The sequence below is a fragment of the Paenibacillus sp. 1SOY10 genome (assembly GCF_056836745.1).
Map to the genome: position 1 here is coordinate 194,003 of NZ_JBXENK010000005.1, position 17,663 is coordinate 211,665.

At 50.5% G+C, this 17,663-nt stretch carries 17 protein-coding genes and 1 riboswitch; of the genes, 14 read left to right on the forward strand and 3 right to left on the reverse strand.

Annotated features, from left to right (window positions below):
• Positions 1-55 precede the first annotated feature (55 nt).
• The 10 genes from AC1VOR_RS14840 to AC1VOR_RS14885 all read left to right on the forward strand — a co-directional run bounded on the left by AC1VOR_RS14840 (position 56) and on the right by AC1VOR_RS14885 (position 9,755).
• Complete coding sequence (locus AC1VOR_RS14840; RefSeq protein ID WP_482618750.1) at positions 56-1,087, forward strand: VanZ family protein; 1,032 nt, start codon at positions 56-58, stop codon at positions 1,085-1,087.
• Positions 1,088-1,251: 164 nt separating this feature from the next.
• Entirely contained in the window at positions 1,252-1,980 is a 729-nt protein-coding gene (locus tag AC1VOR_RS14845) for a PspA/IM30 family protein (protein WP_482618752.1), read from the forward strand.
• 35 nt (positions 1,981-2,015) lie between these two features.
• A complete protein-coding gene (locus AC1VOR_RS14850; RefSeq protein ID WP_482618753.1) occupies positions 2,016-3,047 on the forward strand; it encodes a TFIIB-type zinc ribbon-containing protein in 1,032 nt (343 codons plus the stop codon).
• The gene (locus AC1VOR_RS14855) at positions 3,044-3,874 is read left to right on the forward strand and encodes a TPM domain-containing protein (protein WP_482618755.1); all 831 of its coding nucleotides are present in this window, start codon (positions 3,044-3,046) and stop codon (positions 3,872-3,874) included. Before AC1VOR_RS14850 ends, AC1VOR_RS14855 begins: the two co-directional genes overlap by 4 nt.
• 18 nt (positions 3,875-3,892) lie before the next feature.
• The gene (locus tag AC1VOR_RS14860) at positions 3,893-4,873 is read left to right on the forward strand and encodes an SPFH domain-containing protein (RefSeq protein ID WP_482618757.1); all 981 of its coding nucleotides are present in this window, start codon (positions 3,893-3,895) and stop codon (positions 4,871-4,873) included.
• A gap of 149 nt (positions 4,874-5,022) precedes the next feature.
• Positions 5,023-5,208 (forward strand): hypothetical protein, encoded by a 186-nt coding sequence (locus AC1VOR_RS14865; protein WP_482618759.1) that lies wholly within the window; start codon positions 5,023-5,025, stop codon positions 5,206-5,208.
• 197 nt (positions 5,209-5,405) lie between these two features.
• Positions 5,406-6,299 (forward strand): N-acetylmuramic acid 6-phosphate etherase, encoded by an 894-nt coding sequence (gene murQ, locus AC1VOR_RS14870; RefSeq protein WP_482618760.1) that lies wholly within the window; start codon positions 5,406-5,408, stop codon positions 6,297-6,299.
• Positions 6,300-6,313: 14 nt separating this feature from the next.
• A complete protein-coding gene (locus AC1VOR_RS14875) occupies positions 6,314-7,762 on the forward strand; it encodes a PTS transporter subunit EIIC (protein WP_482618762.1) in 1,449 nt (482 codons plus the stop codon).
• A 41-nt stretch (positions 7,763-7,803) separates the two neighbouring features.
• Positions 7,804-8,838, forward strand: coding sequence for a DUF871 domain-containing protein (locus tag AC1VOR_RS14880; protein ID WP_482618764.1), 1,035 nt, complete (start codon positions 7,804-7,806; stop codon positions 8,836-8,838).
• A gap of 50 nt (positions 8,839-8,888) precedes the next feature.
• Complete coding sequence (locus tag AC1VOR_RS14885) at positions 8,889-9,755, forward strand: MurR/RpiR family transcriptional regulator (protein WP_482618766.1); 867 nt, start codon at positions 8,889-8,891, stop codon at positions 9,753-9,755.
• Between the two features lie 18 nt (positions 9,756-9,773).
• Here AC1VOR_RS14885 and AC1VOR_RS14890 read toward each other — a convergent pair whose 3' ends face one another.
• Positions 9,774-10,307, reverse strand: coding sequence for a hypothetical protein (locus AC1VOR_RS14890; RefSeq protein WP_482618768.1), 534 nt, complete (start codon positions 10,305-10,307; stop codon positions 9,774-9,776).
• Positions 10,308-10,442: 135 nt separating this feature from the next.
• Positions 10,443-10,826: a MerR family transcriptional regulator gene (locus AC1VOR_RS14895; RefSeq protein ID WP_482618770.1), complete on the reverse strand. Its 384-nt coding sequence runs from the start codon at positions 10,824-10,826 to the stop codon at positions 10,443-10,445.
• A 243-nt stretch (positions 10,827-11,069) separates the two neighbouring features.
• Here AC1VOR_RS14895 and AC1VOR_RS14900 point away from each other — a divergent pair, with 243 nt between their 5' ends.
• Positions 11,070-12,008: an aldo/keto reductase gene (locus AC1VOR_RS14900; RefSeq protein WP_482618772.1), complete on the forward strand. Its 939-nt coding sequence runs from the start codon at positions 11,070-11,072 to the stop codon at positions 12,006-12,008.
• 98 nt (positions 12,009-12,106) lie between these two features.
• Positions 12,107-12,319: a DUF378 domain-containing protein gene (locus AC1VOR_RS14905; RefSeq protein WP_482618774.1), complete on the forward strand. Its 213-nt coding sequence runs from the start codon at positions 12,107-12,109 to the stop codon at positions 12,317-12,319.
• A gap of 135 nt (positions 12,320-12,454) precedes the next feature.
• Here the strand turns inward: AC1VOR_RS14905 and udk are convergent, their stop codons facing one another.
• Positions 12,455-13,078: a uridine kinase gene (udk, locus tag AC1VOR_RS14910; RefSeq protein ID WP_482618776.1), complete on the reverse strand. Its 624-nt coding sequence runs from the start codon at positions 13,076-13,078 to the stop codon at positions 12,455-12,457.
• A gap of 245 nt (positions 13,079-13,323) precedes the next feature.
• On the opposite strand from udk, the gene AC1VOR_RS14915 reads away from it, so the two are divergent.
• Positions 13,324-15,954, forward strand: a complete 2,631-nt coding sequence (locus AC1VOR_RS14915) for a cation-translocating P-type ATPase (RefSeq protein ID WP_482618778.1) — start codon at positions 13,324-13,326, stop codon at positions 15,952-15,954.
• 165 nt (positions 15,955-16,119) lie between these two features.
• Complete coding sequence (locus tag AC1VOR_RS14920) at positions 16,120-17,244, forward strand: threonine aldolase family protein (protein ID WP_482618779.1); 1,125 nt, start codon at positions 16,120-16,122, stop codon at positions 17,242-17,244.
• Positions 17,245-17,421: 177 nt separating this feature from the next.
• Positions 17,422-17,595, forward strand: a riboswitch (cyclic di-AMP (ydaO/yuaA leader).
• Positions 17,596-17,663 lie beyond the last annotated feature (68 nt).

The window sequence follows — 17,663 nt, forward strand, 5'->3', positions numbered from 1 at the left end:
ATTTATAGGGCGAACTGCTCTTGAAATGAGTGTTCAAGGCTAGGAGGTTGGTGTGATGTTACTGCGGAAATCGGGCTACAGTAGAAGCGGAAAGCAAGTCAGCCGGGGCTGGTACGGGCTGCTGTATCTACTGTTTGGCGTATATGTGATGCTGATGGCACAGATCATTCTGTTCAAGACGATGCCTATTGATTCAATGTTTCACGAACGGCTTAATACGTTAAGAGGCGTGAATATCATTCCCTTTCGCACAATTGGGCAATTTCTGGTTCAAGGGGCGATGGACCCGGGGCGATTGATGGAGAATATCGGAGGAAATATTTTAATCTTCATTCCGATGGGGTTATTTGTGGCCTTCGTAGCGAGACGCTGGTTGTTCTGGGGACAAATTGCTGTCGTGCTTGGTGTTTCTGTATTCTTTGAGGTCAGTCAATACGTATTTGCCCTTGGCAGCAGCGACATCGATGATGTTCTCTTGAACATTACGGGCGGGGTACTGGGGATCGGTGCTTATCTATGGGTGGAGAACCGGGCTCGCACGCCAAGGAAACTGGTGATGATGCTTACGGGAATTTACCTCCTGGTAGGAGCGGGTGGAGTTGCTTCCATTACCGCCTACGATGCAAGCCTGCTCCCTTTTGTGGATGCCAAGGTCGTATACGCAGATGAGAATAAGGAAGTCATGGCTGGCTGGGAGGAGTCATCACGTGATCTGTTGGGGGACTTAACCGCTGTCGAAGAAGAAGCCGTCACCGTGCGTATCAATCCTTCTTACGTGGTCATGACCAGAGAGACAGCGAAGGAAGAGCTTAAGTCGGAGACAGAGACTAAGCTGGAGACGGAACCCAAGAAGGTTACACTGAAGGTGGATGAGCAGACGAAGATTTTTGTTCGCTACATCCATGAGCAAGGCAAGCAGGTAGTTAGTCGTTATGAGGAGGTTAGCTGGTCGCAAGTTAAGCAGTCACTGGAGCAAGAGGGCGTGGAACACGGAGGTAGTATGGTTCATCCCCTTACGGTGAGCGCATGGTACTCAGATGAACGTCCCGGTGTAGCGGGAGCGCTGCTGATCAGCATGATGGAGTAATTTGGAAGCGCAGGAAGCTGGTGAAGCGTCGTTCGTACCGCATATAGCGGATGGAGGACGCTTTTTTTGTATTTATCACCTTCTTTTCTTGCCTCGATGAAACCAATTGGTTCATTGTCATGTATTATTAAGTAAATACACAACCATCGAAGGAGGAACGGGACGTGGGAATCTTATCGAGGTTTCGGGATGTTATGCGGGCGAATATCGGCGCCATGCTGGAGGGATCCAAGGAACCGGCGGCAGCGGTAGATCAATATATGAAGCAAGTTCAGTTGGATTTGGGCCAGATACGGGCCGAATCAGCTTCACTTCTGGCGGCTGAGGGCCGGGCAAAGCGGGCACTGGAGGAATGCGATGCAGAGATCAGAAAGCTGCAGCGTTATGCGGAGAAGGCCACTGAGTCTGGTGATGATGAGGGAGCGTTGAAGTTCTTGCAGCGCAAAGCTGCCCAAGCGGAGGAACGCAAGAAGCGGCAAGCCGCTTACGAAGAGGCGGCGGACCAGACCGTCAAGCTTGCGCAGATGCAAGAGAAGCTTACCGCAGATGTGAACGAGCTTGAAGCAAGGCGGGCCACGCTCAAGGGCAAGCTGGCGGAGGCCGAAGCCCAGCAACGTAGGAACGCAGCTACCGGTGAGCGGTCAGCGTTCCGGGAATTGGAGGAGAAGGCCGACCTCGCGCTGAACGAAGCGTTGGCGCTCGCTGAGCTTCGGGGAGGTACCCGCAAGGATGATCTTGATGAGCTGATGGCTCAGCTAGAGCGAGACACCCAGGCGGCGAAGCAAGCTCCGTCCAATCCTGACGGAGACAATGGAAGCTCAGGGCAAGCGGAGCCTGAAAAGCTCTCGCCCGAGGATGAGCTTGCGGCTCTGAAGGCCAAATTGAATCAGTAATCTTGAGCATGATATATATAGATTGAGGTGAGTAAATGCCGGTCATTGAGTACAAATGCCCCAATTGCGGCAGTGGCATGCGATTTGATAGCGTGACAGGGAAGCTAAGCTGCCCAAGCTGCGGACGGCAAGACAATATTGAGCAAATCCCTGACCCGCTCAAGCAGCAGGTCTATACCGACAACGAGGTCAAGGAATATCATTGTGAAAGTTGTGGGGCAGTCATCGTGACCGAACCGGAAACGAGCGCGACCACCTGTACCTTTTGCGGCTCGGCCGTGGTGCTGAGCGATCGTTTGAGTGGAACACTCGCACCGGTACAGGTCATTCCTTTTGCAATTAGTAAGGAAGAAGCCAAGGAAGCGTTCAGGAAGTGGTGTAGAAGAGGCTTATTGACCCCACGGGCCTTCATGGCGGCGAATCGCATTAAGGGCATTACCGGGATTTATGTCCCGTTCTGGCTATACGATTTGCATAACCGCGTAGAGGCGCAAGGTCATGCGACCAAGGTGAGAAGCTATACCCGGGGCGATTACCGTTATACGGAGACGGATCACTTCGCCATCTATCGGAAGCTCAACGTCGACTACGTGCGGGTGCCGATTGATGCATCGGAGAAGATGAATGACAAGCTGATGGATCGGCTGGAGCCGTTCCCTTACGATAAGCTCAAAGAATTCAGAACCCCGTATCTTGCCGGATATATTGCGGAAAAATACAGCTATACCGGAGAGCAATTGTTCCCCCGGGTCAAGGAGAAGGTTAGGCCTTATATCGAATCCTTTCTGTCTTCCACCGTATCGGGATATGCCAGCGTGAGCTTCACCGATAAGCGAATTGATACCGACGTGAAGCGCAATGATTATGTGCTACTTCCCGTCTGGATGTTCACCTATGATTTCAACCGCTCGGAGTACACCTTCGCCATGAACGGGCAGACGGGCAAGGTAGTAGGTAAGCCTCCACTAAGTAAGGGGAAAATGGTCGCCTGGTTTGCCGGTATTTCAGGCGTATCCCTCTTGTCGCTTAAAATTGCCTCTTGGCTGATGGGAGGTGGCTTCCTGTGATAGTACGGAATTATAATTCAGCCTGGAGTAAGCGTCTGGTGGCCATCGCAGTGTTCCTGCTGCTCTTGGTCAGCTTCAGCGGCGGGTTCTTAGGGACTGCAGGGATAGCCAGTGCGGCTGGTGGGGCTGAGAAGCCGCTCATTTACGACGAGGCTGGACTACTTAGTGAAGCGGATATTGTTGCCCTGACGCAGATAGCTCGTAGCTATGGAGCTGAGCGGGAGACAGATATTATCGTGTATACCACCAATAACCCCGAGGGCGAAGATGTGGTCAAGCTGACCGAGGACTTCTATGACGAGCGGGCACCAGGGTATGATAAAGCCCACGGCAACACGGTTATGCTGACACTGGATATGATGAATCGGGACATTTACCTGGCGGGATTTTATAAGGCAGAGGATTATTTAGATGATGGACGGCTGGATAAAATTCGTAATCATATTACCCCCATGCTATCATCGGGCGATTACAGACAGGCGTTCGAGGAATATATTCTGACAGCACATCGTTATATGGGATTCAAGCCGGGCGTTAATCCGGATAATATCCTGTTTGATGGGTGGTTCCAATTTGGTGCGGCCTTGGTTGTCGGCGGAATTGCTGTTGGGGTTATGGCCTATCGCTCCGGTGGGCGTGTGACGGTCAGCGGAGCGACGTACGAGGATCGAGGCAAGTCGGGGATATTGGGCCGTCAGGATCAGTATTTGCGGACGACGGTCACCAAGACGAAGATTCAGAAGAGCAGCAGCGGCGGCTCCGGTGGGGGCGGTGGTGGAAGAACCGGAGGCGGGCATTCACATAGCGGCAGCCGGGGGTCATTTTAACAGAAGGGTGTGGGTAGCATGAGCTTTTTTAAAAACCAGTTTGCCAACGTAGTCGAATGGGAAGAATTCCGGGACGATATGATCTTCTGGAAATGGAACAATCGCGAGATTAAGAAGGGCAGTAAGCTGATTATCCGCGCAGGGCAAGATGCGATTTTCATTAACAATGGCAAGATTGAAGGGATCTTCAAGGATGATGGCGAGTTCAACGTCGAATCAGAAATTGTGCCGTTCCTGTCCACGCTGAAGGGCTTCAAGTTCGGCTTTAACAGCGGGATGCGAGTGGAGGTCCTGTTCGTTAATACGAAGGAATTCACCGTCCGTTGGGGGACGCAAAATCCGGTACTGATTCCGACGCCGCAGTTGCCCGGAGGGATGCCGATTCGGGCCAACGGAACGTTCAACTTCAAGGTGAACGATTATGTAACGCTGATCGATAAGGTGGCCGGGATCAAGCAAAGTTATCTGGTGGAGGACGTGAAGATTCGGATTACGTCTGTGCTGGACCAATTGCTGATGAAGTGGATTAGCCGGGAAGGCAAGGATATGTTCAATCTGCAAGCCAACAGCGCGGAGATTGCCCGAGGGATCCGGGAGGACCTGGATATGCAGGTGATGGATGATGGTCTGGCCATTACAGGCTTCCAGGTCATGAGCTTCAACTATCCGAAGGAAATTCAGGACATGATCAACAAGACAGCTTCCCATGAGATGATCGGTAACTTGTCCAAATACCAGCAGGTCAGCATGACCGACGGTATGGCTTCCGGTAAGGTGCAAGGCGCCGGGGCTGCCTCCGATATGGCTGGCATGATGATGGGGATGAACATCGCCAAGGAAATGATGAAGAACATGGAGGAGGGACAGTCCTCTTCTTCGTCTGCATCCGGTGGTGGGAACAGTGGGGACAGTGCCAAGAAGCCGAACTTCTGTCCCAATTGTGGAGCGAAAAATCAAGGGGCGAATTTCTGCTCCAATTGCGGACAGAAGCTGGCATAGAGCAGGGTAGATTCAGGTGGGCGTGAGCCTGCCTGGGTCGTCAGGCTTCGATCAGGAGCTTGTTTTATGCTATGATGCTATATAAGCGAACGAAAAGAAAGCGCATAACAAGCAAGCGATTCTACCAGATCGGGGAGTGGCGTGGGGAAATGAGATTTAATTTTTGGCGGCCGATTTTTTTGATACTAATTGCTATTTTAACCAATAACTTGGTAACCAATCTTTGTATGCTGCTAGGAATGGCTCAAGAACCGGCGACCAATGTCGGCTTCTTGGCGATGATTATTGCGGCGATTCTGGTGTATGTTCGGTTCAACAGGAACCGACAAAGGTAGCAGCATCAGAAGCGCGGTGAGCTACTCTGTAGTCATGGGCAACTGAAACAAGAAATGAAAAAGGGGAACTTACGGGGTTAGTACCGGGAGTTCTTTTTTTACGCCGTTTTGAAATAATGTTACAAATATATTTATTTATATTGAAATTTTATTACGTATGATATACACTGAGGGCAGATAGAAGAGGAGATGATAGGGTGCTGAATCATTTAAATACAGAGAAGAGGAATCCGAACACGATGGATTTAGATCGGCTGTCGGCAGGTAAGATTCTGGAGCTCATGCAGGAGGAGGATGCCAAGGTCTCTCTGGCAGTGAAGGAGAAGCTGCCTGAGATTGAGCGCGTTGCTAGGTGCGTCATTCGTAGCTTCAAGCAGGGAGGACGGCTCATTTATATAGGAGCAGGGACCAGCGGCCGGATGGGCATTCTGGATGCGGTGGAGTGTGTACCGACCTTCGGGACGAGCCCGGAGATGGTACAGGGTGTCATTGCTGGCGGCGAAACGGCTATTCATACGGCGGTAGAAGGAGCTGAAGATTCACCGGAACTGGCTATGGAGGATTTGGCAAGACTAGGCTTAAGTGAGAAAGATACCGTTATCGGTATTGCAGCTAGTGGACGCACACCTTACGTCATCGGTGGATTGCAATATGCGGCCCAGGTTGGAGCAGCTACCGCCAGTCTGGCCTGCAATCCGGATGCGGTTATTAGTAAGTATGCTCAGTACCCGATCGAGATTGTCACCGGACCTGAGGTATTAACAGGTTCTACCCGACTTAAGGCCGGAACGGCGCAGAAGATGGTACTGAACATGATTTCTACTACGGCCATGATCGGGATTGGTAAGGCGTTCAGCAATCTCATGGTCGATGTGCAGCCTACCAATGAGAAGCTGGTAACCCGGGCGAAGTCCATGATTAGCGAAATCACGGGCTGCGATCTTGCAACCGCCTCCAATTACTATGAGATGAGCGGTCATCAAGTCAAAGTTGCGGTGACGATGCTGCTTGCAGGATTGAGTAATGAGGAAGCCATACAGCGGCTTGAACAGTCAGATGGCTTTATCAGAAGGGCCATAGAACAAGCGTAAAGGGGGAGTTGAACATGAGTAAAGAGAAGGACATGGCTTTAGAAATTCTAAATACGGTAGGCGGTATAGAGAACATTGAATTGGTAACCCACTGCATGACGCGTGTGCGCCTTACTTTAAGAGATGAAGATGTGGCTGACATTGAACGACTGAAGAAAATTCCCGGTGTGTTAGGCGTCATTGTTGAATCTACACTTCAAATCATTGTGGGACCCGGTGTCGTGGGCAAGGTGGCGAAGGAAATTGCCGATATCAGCGGTGTGGAGATGGGAGAAGTCATTCCACGGGGCGCGGCAGTCTCCGGCCAGTCATCAAATAATAAGGCAGAAGCCGCCCGCATCGCGGCAGAGAACAAGGAGAAGTATAAGCAGCGGAACAACACGCCGATCAAGAATTTTTTGAAATCGATTTCACATATTTTCATTCCATTAGCTCCCGCTTTCGTAGCGGCAGGCTTGCTGGCAGGGATCACCTCGGTTATTGCCAACTTCATCACGTCTGGACATTTGTCAGGAGACGGCTGGCAGCAATTCAACCTTATTATGGGCGTGATCAAGAACGGAATTTTCTCTTATATGGCTATCTTCGTAGGGATTAACTCGGCCAGAGAATTTGGAGCAAGTCCATCGCTCGGCGGTGTAATCGGCGGGGCTACGCTGCTGACCGGGATGAAGCCGGACTTTCCGATTATCAACTTATTTACGGGTGATCCACTCATCGCCGGTCAAGGCGGGATTATTGGTGTCGTGCTCGCCGTGTGGATTCTATCGGTTATAGAGAAAAAAATGCATAAGATCGTGCCCAACTCCATCGACTTGATCGTGACTTCTTTCCTTAGCGTTGTGATTACGGGGTTGCTAACCATCTTCCTGATCATGCCTTTTGCCGGATTTGTGGCCAGTAACCTGCTCTATGCGGTCAACTGGATTTTGTCTGTCGGGGGAGCCTTGTCCGGCTTCATTCTGGGAGGTATCTGGCTGGTGATGGTTATGTTGGGACTTCATCATATTATGACACCTATCCATATTGAGCTTATCAATCAGACCGGCGTGACCATTCTGTTGCCAATTCTGGCTATGGCAGGAGCAGGACAAGTTGGAGCTGCATTGGCCTTATGGATACGTTGTTACAAGAACAAGCCGCTCACTAACATTATCAAAGGCGCTTTGCCCGTTGGCGTGTTGGGCATTGGTGAACCGCTGATTTATGGGGTTACTCTACCGCTGGGCAAGCCGTTTGTAACAGCCTGTATAGGTGCCGGGTTTGGCGGAGCCGTAATTGCTTATTTCGGAAATGTTGGAGCCATTGCTATTGGGGCTACCGGTATTGAGATGTTACTGCTGATCGCGGACGGTAAATGGTGGATTTATCTGATCGGTCTGGTTACTGCCTATTTCTTTGGCTTCCTGTTCACCTGGCTGTTTGGAGTACCGAAGGAAGCAAGACAACCTCAAGAGGTATAGCAACATGAATACTAAAAGGGTAAAAGGAGTGGATATAGAACATGGGAGGCTTCCTGGTATCACTAACGGAACAAAGTATTGATCATACCCTGAGTTATATGGATCGGATGAGAAATCACGGATTTCTGACCATCTTCACCTCTTTGCAGATCCCTGAAGAAGCACCGGAAGATTTACTGGAGCCGCTAGGCAGGATCGGGAAATTTGCCGAGGAGCACCACATGCAGCTCATGGTCGATGTGTCTCCCCGGACATTTCGTAATTTTTCCTTGGCCCAGTTGAAGGAGCAGGGGGTAACTGGCTTAAGAATTGATAACGGCATGGATAATACCGAGATTGCGGCGCTGACCCGGGATTGGCAGGTTGCGCTGAATGCCAGCACCATTGATCCAGCCTTGCTGGATGATCTTCGCACGAAGGGGGCCGACTTCACCGCCTTGGAAGCCTGGCATAATTATTATCCACGCCCGGAGACGGGTCTGGAGTGGCATACGTTCCGTGCTCAGAATGAATGGCTGCAATCGCAAGGGCTGAAGGTCGGTGCTTTTATCCCTGGGGATGGACGGCTACGGGGGCCTTTGCATGAAGGACTTCCCACGCTTGAACAGCATCGGCATCAAACGCCGTTCGCCAGCTATTTAGAGCTGATTACGGAGGGTGCTGTGGATTTGGTCGTCATTGGAGACTTATCGCTCAGTGATTGGACGCTGTCACAATTTGTAGCCTGGCAGGAGGGGGTTGTCTTGCTTGGCGTAGACGATCAACTGCCATCCCATGTGTGGGACGACCTCCACCACAACCGCCCCGACATCGCGCGGGATGTAATTCGTTCGGAGGACGCACGCAGGCACTTTAAGGGAACGATTGCCCCGCAGCGATGCATCTCACGTCCTCGCGGCGCAATTACCTTGGACAATGAACATTACAAGCGTTATCAAGGTGAGCTTCAAATTGTACTTCATCCCTTGCCCGCCGACGAGCGTGTCAATGTTATCGGATACGTGGCAGAGAAGGACCTTCCCCTGCTGCCGTATTTGCAGAAGAAACGCCACCCTTTCCGTTTTCTTGCCAGATAGCTGACCGTTCATTAATATAATAGTATTGAGTAAAGATAGGGGGCGTGGAGATGGCAGGGGGTCAAATTTTATCGCGGATTGAGAATGTGATGCCTAAATTGACGCAATCTGAACAAAAGGTAGCACGGTTTGTCCTGTCCGCACCTGAGGATGTTGTGTTCATGTCGGTGCAGGAGATGGCCAGTCGCTCCCTGTCCAGCAGCGCCTCCGTCATTCGGTTCTGTCGTTCCATGGGATTGAAGGGCTTTCCGGAATTGAAGGTAGCCCTGTCGGCGGATCTGGCCCAGGATCAGAAGGCCGGGTATTATGATTTGAACAAAAATGAAAATACGAGTGATTTGATCGACAAGATTCTATCCAATGCGGTGCAGTCCTTGCGGGATACCGTCGGTCTCATTCAAATTGATACCATAGAGAAAGCGGCGCATAGCTTATATCATGCGCCGTCCATATTTGCTTATGGGGTGGGAGCTTCGGGTCTGGTGGCCGAGGATATTGCGCAAAAGTGGCTGCGGTTAGGGAAAAATGCCTATGCCTTCTCGGATATGCACGTCTTAACGATGAGCTTGGCGAATGCCCCCAAAGGCAGCGTCTTTATTGGAGTATCTTATAGTGCAACAACCAAGGAAGTCCTGCAGATGATGAAGTTCGCGCAAAAGGCCGGGCTTGTGACGATCAGCTTCACCGGCTTCGGACGAAGCGAGCTATCAGAGCTAAGTGACATCAGCTTGTTCACCTCTCTCGCACCTGAAGCGAAGGTGCGGAGTGCGGCGACCGGGTCCAAGCATAGCCAGTTCTTCATCATTGACGTTCTGTATTATACCTATGCTTCCCTGGACACAGAAGCCTCTCTGGATAAGGTCTACAAGACCAGGGAAGCGATTCAAGAGTTGAAACGCATTGAATCTGAAGACTAAGGACAATCGCCGTCCTGATCAGACCATGAGCGCCTTGATGCCATTGAAGAACGGGATGATGGATCGGATGGCATTATAGCCCAACTTCATGACCGGCATATATTTCCGGGCGGTGTCAATCCATTCCCGCATACGCGGTCGTCCAGGAGTTCCGGCGGTAGGGATCAGGCTAACCGGGTTCCCCGCTCCGCTCCCGTAACCATAGCCTCCACCGTTCCATCCCATACCCATGTACGGGTTAGCAAAGGTAGCGGGGGAGGGACCTTCCGGGGGCACTGGCCGTGAACCCGTCGTCGTATCCCAAGGAGGGGCTGAGCCTCCATTGAACGAGGGGGACAAGGCTCTGACTTGGGCTTTTTTGCGACGAGATGAGGATTTTTTGGCTGTTTTTTTGTGAGATTTCTTTGCTTTTGGCTTACCGGAGAAGGTCACCCCGTTCTCATCAAATCCACTAATCCATCCTACATAAGTTTGCCCGTTATGCAACGTGATACAGACTGGCTGATCTTTTAATTGTATGGCACGTTGGCGGATTTTTGCCGAATTTGCCATATAGGAATCACCTCATTTGTGGATTTTCACAAACTTACATACTAACCTACATACCTGATTCTATTGTACGTAGCCGCCTGGGAAATGCCTGTGCTTGTTCACCGGTTACGGAAGATAATTCATAATTCTGCTCCCTTAGAACTTGAGTTCCTGACGATGAATTTGTGTCTCCATGACATCGTACAACGCCAATTTGTAGTTAATTTTATCCAGATTCAAGTACAATTCCTTCATGCTGCGCTCAATATCCTTTTTGTGCTCCAGCATCATGCTCTTTCGTTCAGCGATGGTATCATCGCCTTCTTTGTACAAATATACATACTTCTGAATTTGTACCACCGGCATGCCGGTAGCCCGAAGGGCGGTAACGAACTGCACCCAACTCAAATCCTCCTTATCGTAAATCCGTTTGCCACCTCCGTCCCTTTTGACATGGGGAAGCAGCCCCTCCTTCTCATAGTAACGAAGTGTAGATGCGGCTAGTCCGGTGATCTCTGTGACTTCCTTAATGGTCATCATTCTTCTTCACTCCTTTTTATTTATTAAAGTTCACTTTAATTAAACTCCTTCTCATATTTTCTCTACTACCTAGTGGAAATCCATTGTTAATTGCTGAATTTCGAGATAAAACGTTGCTTATATCCTTTAATTATGTACTTGATTATACAACACATTTAATTTTAGAAAAGTAGTTGACTTAAAGTGAACTTCATATTTTATGCTAAGTGAGATCAAAAATCATGCATGAGGGGATGGATGGAAATGAATACGAGAACATTAGGGCACAGTAATTTGGAGGCTTCTGTTATCGGACTTGGACTGATGGGCATGTCTGAGCTGTATGGCAAGGCAGATGACAGAACATCAGAGCAGACTATTCATCGCGCTCTGGAGTTGGGCATGACGATGCTGGATACCGCGGATTGTTATGGGAATGGACATAATGAAGAGTTGCTGGGCAGAGCATTGAAGGGTCGCCGCGAGCAGGCGGTACTGGCTTCCAAATTTGCAGTGGGTCCCAACTTTCAAGGTGTTAATGGCCGCCCGGAATATGTGAAGGCTGCGATTGATAAAAGTCTGGCCCGCCTTGGCGTGGACTATATAGACCTATACTATTACCACCGGATTGACCCGGAGGTGCCTATTGAGGAGACGGTTGGCGCGATGTCCGATTTGGTACAGGCCGGCAAAGTTCGTTATATCGGTTTGTCCGAAGCATCGGCGGAGCTTATTCGCCGGGCCCATGCCGTACACCCTATTACTGCCTTGCAGACCGAATATTCATTGTGGAGCAGGGAAGTGGAGGCCGATATTTTGCCTGCTGTGAATGAACTGGGGATTACTTTTGTGGCCTACAGTCCTTTAAGCCGAGGGTTTCTGTCCGGAACCGTACGTTCCTTCGAGGATTTTGACGCTAATGATTATCGCCGTGTACTGCCACGCTTCCAAGGAGATAACTTCCATAAGAATTTGGAACTGGTAGACACAGTACAAGAAATTGCCACACAGAAGAACTGCACGCCTTCTCAGTTGGCGATTGCTTGGACCATGGCGCAAGGGGCATTGCCGATCCCCGGAACGAAGCACATTTCTCATCTGGAGGAGAATGCTGGCGCCGCCCAAGTTAAGCTGACATCAGAGGATTTACAGCGTATTGAAGCGAAGATGCCCGAAGGTGCCGTGCAAGGAGAGAGATACTAAGCAAGCACAATTTATTGCCGTACATGCATAAACCTCGGCTAATGTGGGAAATTAACTAATAAATAACCACATTTCCAATTGAGGAGTTGGCATAACGAATGAAGACGTTAAATATTGTAGCTTTGACTTTACTGATTGTAGGGGGATTGAACTGGCTGCTGGTGGGACTGTTCCAATATGATTTAGTTGCCGGTATTTTTGGGGGACAAGATGCTACCCTCGCCCGAATCATTTACGTCATAGTAGGGATTTGCGCGATTTATGCGTTCAAATTCTTTGGTGACGTGACCGAAGACGAAGTGGCCAGATAAGGCAAGCACAAGCAAGAGGCTCCTCCAGGTAGAAATGATCTACTTGGAAGGAGCCTCTTTTTTCATGTCAGCTTATGATAAGGAACGGTTCTATTTTAGATCAAGTGGTGAATGACATAGTAAGATAACAAGCCGCTACAGACTGATTCCCCCGGTCAAATGCTTTTCGGTCAGAATGGTCAACATCTGAATGCCCACTTCATTATGTCCGCCCTCAGGGATGATCAGATCGGCATATTTCTTGGAGGGTTCGATGAATGCTTCATGCATCGGCTTCACGGTTGCCAAATACTGCTGGTAGATGGATTGAATGGACCGCCCGCGTTCCTCCATATCTCGCAACACACGTCGCAGGATGCGCACATCGGAATCCGTATCGACGAATACCTTGATATCAAGCAGCTCTCTTAACTTCTCGTCGTACAGCACAAATAGCCCCTCCACGATCACAATGCGATTGGGCAGTAGCTTGATGGTCTTGTCCGAGCGGGTATGATTCGGGAAGTCGTATACGGGAGCGTAGGCGTCTTCACCATTCTTGAGCAAAGTGAGGTGCTCCACCAGCAACTCATTATCAAAGGCGAAGGGATGGTCGTAATTGTTCTTCTCCCGTTCGCTCATCACAAGATGGGACTGGTCCTTATAATAATTATCCTGGGAAATGAAAGTTACTTTATCGGTTGCGAGCTGGCTGATAACCGAACGGGCTACGGTGGTCTTCCCTGAGCCGGTGCCGCCAGCGATACCTATAATTAACATGTAAATTGATACCCTCCTAGACAAGATCCCGTTAACATTTCAGTATTGTAGCATAGGGATTGTTTTTTTTCATCTTGTCCGTGAGAGGTGGGGCATAAATTTATAAATTGCGGACACCCTTTGTACAATTATTCGTATAAAAAAGAGGGGCTGCATTTCTGATAATTTGCGCCCGATTAGGTTTACAATACAAATAGCGAAATTGGTATGGCTTTCTCTAATTTGAAGGAAGAGGTGTTAAATGCATGTGGTATACCCAAACCCGGGAAGCCGTCTTGGAAGAACAGAAGGTAAATGCTGCAACTGGCTTATCCTCTGAAGAGGTGAAGGCGAGGCTGGAGCGATACGGCCCCAACCAATTGAAGGGCAAGCCCAAGCCTAGTATCTGGGCACTCTTCTTCGCTCAACTTAAGGATATGCTGATTTATGTACTGCTTGGTGCAGTCGTCGTCACGCTGATTGTCGGAGAATATGTAGATGCCATTATTATTCTTGCCGTTGTTATCCTTAATGCGGCGATCGGGGTTATTCAGGAGCGGAAAGCGGAGAAGGCGATTGAAGCCCTTCAGCAAATGACGGCCAATAAATCCTTGGTGCGGCGTGATGGTGAAGTGAGGGAGATTGATTCCATTGACATCGTGCCGGGAGATATTGTCATTCTCGATGCCGGGCGTTACATTCCGGCGGACTTGCGGTTGCTTGCGAGCGCTAATCTGCAAATTGAGGAATCTGCGCTTACCGGGGAGTCCGTTCCTTCGGATAAGCAAGCTGAAGACCTTTATGAGGATCCTAAGACACCGATTGGGGATCTTGGCAATATGGCCTTTATGTCTACGCTAGTGACCTACGGACGTGGTGAAGGTATCGTTGTGGCTACGGCGATGGATACGGAAATGGGTAAAATTGCGAAGATTCTCGATGAAGATATTCAGGAGTTAACCCCGCTTCAGAAGAAGCTGGAAGAGCTGGGCAAAATGCTTGGATATATTGCCATCGGCATTTGTGTAGTGATCTTCGTGATTGGCTTGCTTCAAGGCCGTGATTTGTTCGAGCTGTTCCTGACAGCGATCAGCCTTGCGGTAGCTGCTATTCCGGAAGGACTCCCAGCTATCGTAGCCATCGTGTTGGCCCTGGGCGTGACGCGCATGTCGCGTATCAACGCGATTGTGAAGAAGCTTCCAGCCGTGGAAACCTTGGGTTCCGTCAATATCATCTGTTCCGACAAGACCGGAACGCTGACGCAGAACAAGATGACGGTGGTGAAGCACTTTACGGCTGAGCCGCTCGAAGATGAAGTGCCCGTTGAAATGATCAAGGCCTTTGTGCTCTGTTCCGATGCTACCTATGAGAATGGGGAGGGTACGGGAGATCCGACGGAGATTGCGCTTGTCGTCTACGGGGAGCAGCATAATATTCTGAAAAGGTCGCTGGAAGCTGAATACAAGCGGGTGGGGGAGAAGCCCTTTGACTCTGACCGCAAGCTGATGTCCACGCTGAACCAGACCCGTGAGGGGTACCGTGTACATACGAAGGGAGCTATCGACCAACTGCTGCAAATCTCCAGTTCCGCCGTGGTGAACGGTGAGGTTGTCCCGTTGACGGAGGAACTCAAGCAACGTTATTTGCAGGCAGCCGAAGCCATGTCGGACGATGCTCTTCGTGTGCTGGGAGCGGCATACAAGGACACCGACCGTATTCTGCCACCGGAGGAGATGGAGCAGGATTTGACCGTGCTGGGCTTCGTTGGCATGATTGATCCGCCACGGATCGAAGTTAAGGATTCCATCCGGGAAGCGAAGATGGCCGGTATTACCCCGATCATGATTACGGGGGATCACCGGAATACGGCAGTCGCGATCGCCAAGGAACTGGACATCGCTCATTCCCTGGAGCAGAGCATGACCGGGGCAGAGATTGATACCTTGTCTGACAAGGAATTTGCCGAGAAGATTCGCAACATTCGCGTATTTGCCCGTGTCTCGCCAGAACATAAGGTGAAGATCGTCAAGGCCTTCAAGGCCCAGGGCAACATTGTCTCCATGACGGGAGACGGTGTGAACGACGCACCTTCACTTAAGAATGCCGATATCGGCGTCGCCATGGGGATTACCGGGACGGATGTGTCGAAGGGTGCCAGTGACATGATCTTGACCGATGATAACTTTACGACGATTGTCCAGGCCATTCGGGAAGGACGGAACATTTACGCCAACATTCGCAAGACCGTTACCTTCCTGTTAGCCTGTAACTTTGGGGAAATCGTGGCGATTCTGGCTTCGATCCTGTTCTTCTGGCCGCTGCCACTACTGGCTACCCAAATTCTCTGGATTAACCTGGTGACAGACACGCTGCCGGCAATTGCCTTGGGCGTTGACCCTGGTGAGAAGGATGTCATGAAGCGCAAGCCACGGAACCCCAAGGAGAGCTTCTTTGCTGGAGGTGCGGCGCTGCAAGCGGTACTTGGCGGATTGCTGATCGGGGCATTAACGTTGGTTGCCTTCTACGTCGGGTTGGCTGAGCACGGATATGGCCTGCGTTCTCCGAATATCTCGGAAGAGGCTATGACCTACGCCCGGACGATGGCCTTTGTCGTATTGGCCGCGTCCCAGTTGTTCTACTCGTTCTCCAAACGCAGTGCTACAAAGTCCATCTTCGCCGTCGGCCTGTTCTCTAACAAGCTGCTGGTTGGTGCGGTTATCGCAGGTCTGGTGCTGCAATACGCTTCGATCTCCATTCCGTTCCTGGCCGCTGCCTTCAAGGTACAGAACCTGAGCCTGCCGGACTGGGGCCTGGTATTCGTCCTTGCCTTGATTCCGTTAATTCTTAACGAAATCATTAAGGTGTTTGTACGGATGAGAAGAGGAGCGTCAGCGTAATCGTGTTGCGGGTAAGTGGATGCAAGTGCGCGGGTGAAAAGGCCTGCGCACTTTTTGTCATTATTTCTAAATCGATTTATTCCATCTTCCTCGGAGTTCGCTATAATAAAGCTTAAATTAAACATAAATGATTAGTGGATAGGAATAGGAGAGGAGTAACAAGTGATGGCTGACAATCAGGGAAAGCTGGATAAGAAGTCCTTGGCGGACGCATTCAAACGCACGGTATATCAAGTGCCGGGGCATGGGAAGCGGAATGTGGATGTGTTGAAGCAAGCCTTGGAGAAGGTGAGCGGTGGACTGGACAGCGATATGTATGGGAAAGGACAGGCCATCGAGGACTTCGAAGCGAAGATGGCGGGCGTATTGGGCAAGGAAGCGGCCGTATTTTTTCCTAGTGGTACGATGGCGCAGCAAATCGCGCTTAGAATGTGGTGCGACCAGAAAGGGACAAAGCGGGTGGCCTACCATCCTCTCTGTCACCTGGAGATTCATGAAGAGGACGGATTGAAGGAGTTGCATGGAATACAGCCTGTGCTGCTTGCGGACGCGAATCGTCTCATTCGTCTGGCTGATGTCCGGAATATGGACGAAGATATCGCTTGTCTACTGTTGGAACTACCACAGCGCGAAATCGGCGGGCAGTTGCCTGCATTTGCCGAATTGGAAGCCATCTCTTCCTACTGCCGGCAGCGTGGAATCAAGCTGCACCTGGATGGTGCACGCCTCTTTGAGGTTCTTCCCTACTATGAGAAAACAGCAGAGGAGGTATGCGCTCTGTTCGACAGTGTGTATATCTCGTTCTATAAGGGCCTTGGCGGAATTGCCGGAGCCATTCTGGCCGGGGACCGTGAATGGGTGGATGAATCCAAGGTATGGAAACGGCGTCACGGTGGGGATTTGATCAGCCTGTATCCTTATTTTCTTAGTGCAGATTATTATTACGAATTAAGAGTGGGCAAGATGGAACAATATTACCGACAGGCGCGGGAGCTAGCTCAGCTCTATAATCGTTGCCGTCATTTCAGCACCCTGCCGGAGGTTCCTGTGTCCAATATGTTCCATGTTCATGTAGATCTGCCCAAGGAGCAACTGGAGCAGCTTCTGCTTGAGGTATACCGGGAGACAGGCGTCGGCTTGACGCCTATGGTCAAGGAACGGATGAGCGGCGGCTGTGGCTTTGAGGTGAGCGTGGGTGATCGGTATGCCGAGGTTCCCAAGGATAAGCTGCAATTGGCGTTCCGGCTGCTGAATCAGAAGTTGGAACGGGAAGACCATGAATTGCATTAACACAGAATGGCGTAAGAACGTGATTTTCGTTGATTGTGCGAAATAATCGACGAGGGAAGAGCGTGTAAACGCTTATCTGAATCCAGTTGATACAAATCCTTCTTCTTTTGACCTTTAACCTGCCTTTACACCCTCCTGGCGGAGGGAGTATGATTCAGCAGTAGTAATTAAATGACAAATACCTGATCGCTGAATTCTGTGAAATTCAGAAACGGGGGAACCATCGGAAGGGGCCGTGCTTGGCCCGTTTCAGGGGTGAATCGCTGGGCTGGCTTGTTTGCCATCCCGGGGTAGGGCTGCTTTCGTGCCCGAATCCGTCAGCTAACTCCGTAAGCGTCCGAAAGAGGGAATTGTCGTGGCTATACGCCGCGGGAAAGTCCAACTTTCCTGCGGCTTTTTTCTGCTGTCATTGGGGCGGG

Bases quoted from the DNA above. Each gene is read 5' to 3' on its own strand.
- AC1VOR_RS14840 (WP_482618750.1), top strand. From the start codon at position 56: ATGTTACTGCGGAAATCGGGCTACAGTAGAAGCGGAAAGCAAGTCAGC.
- AC1VOR_RS14850 (WP_482618753.1), top strand. From the start codon at position 2,016: ATGCCGGTCATTGAGTACAAATGCCCCAATTGCGGCAGTGGCATGCGA.
- AC1VOR_RS14860 (WP_482618757.1), top strand. From the start codon at position 3,893: ATGAGCTTTTTTAAAAACCAGTTTGCCAACGTAGTCGAATGGGAAGAA.
- AC1VOR_RS14865 (WP_482618759.1), top strand. From the start codon at position 5,023: ATGAGATTTAATTTTTGGCGGCCGATTTTTTTGATACTAATTGCTATT.
- AC1VOR_RS14875 (WP_482618762.1), top strand. From the start codon at position 6,314: ATGAGTAAAGAGAAGGACATGGCTTTAGAAATTCTAAATACGGTAGGC.
- AC1VOR_RS14880 (WP_482618764.1), top strand. From the start codon at position 7,804: ATGGGAGGCTTCCTGGTATCACTAACGGAACAAAGTATTGATCATACC.
- AC1VOR_RS14885 (WP_482618766.1), top strand. From the start codon at position 8,889: ATGGCAGGGGGTCAAATTTTATCGCGGATTGAGAATGTGATGCCTAAA.
- AC1VOR_RS14890 (WP_482618768.1), bottom strand. From the start codon at position 10,307: ATGGCAAATTCGGCAAAAATCCGCCAACGTGCCATACAATTAAAAGAT.
- AC1VOR_RS14895 (WP_482618770.1), bottom strand. From the start codon at position 10,826: ATGATGACCATTAAGGAAGTCACAGAGATCACCGGACTAGCCGCATCT.
- AC1VOR_RS14900 (WP_482618772.1), top strand. From the start codon at position 11,070: ATGAATACGAGAACATTAGGGCACAGTAATTTGGAGGCTTCTGTTATC.
- AC1VOR_RS14905 (WP_482618774.1), top strand. From the start codon at position 12,107: ATGAAGACGTTAAATATTGTAGCTTTGACTTTACTGATTGTAGGGGGA.
- udk (WP_482618776.1), bottom strand. From the start codon at position 13,078: ATGTTAATTATAGGTATCGCTGGCGGCACCGGCTCAGGGAAGACCACC.
- AC1VOR_RS14915 (WP_482618778.1), top strand. From the start codon at position 13,324: ATGTGGTATACCCAAACCCGGGAAGCCGTCTTGGAAGAACAGAAGGTA.
- AC1VOR_RS14920 (WP_482618779.1), top strand. From the start codon at position 16,120: ATGGCTGACAATCAGGGAAAGCTGGATAAGAAGTCCTTGGCGGACGCA.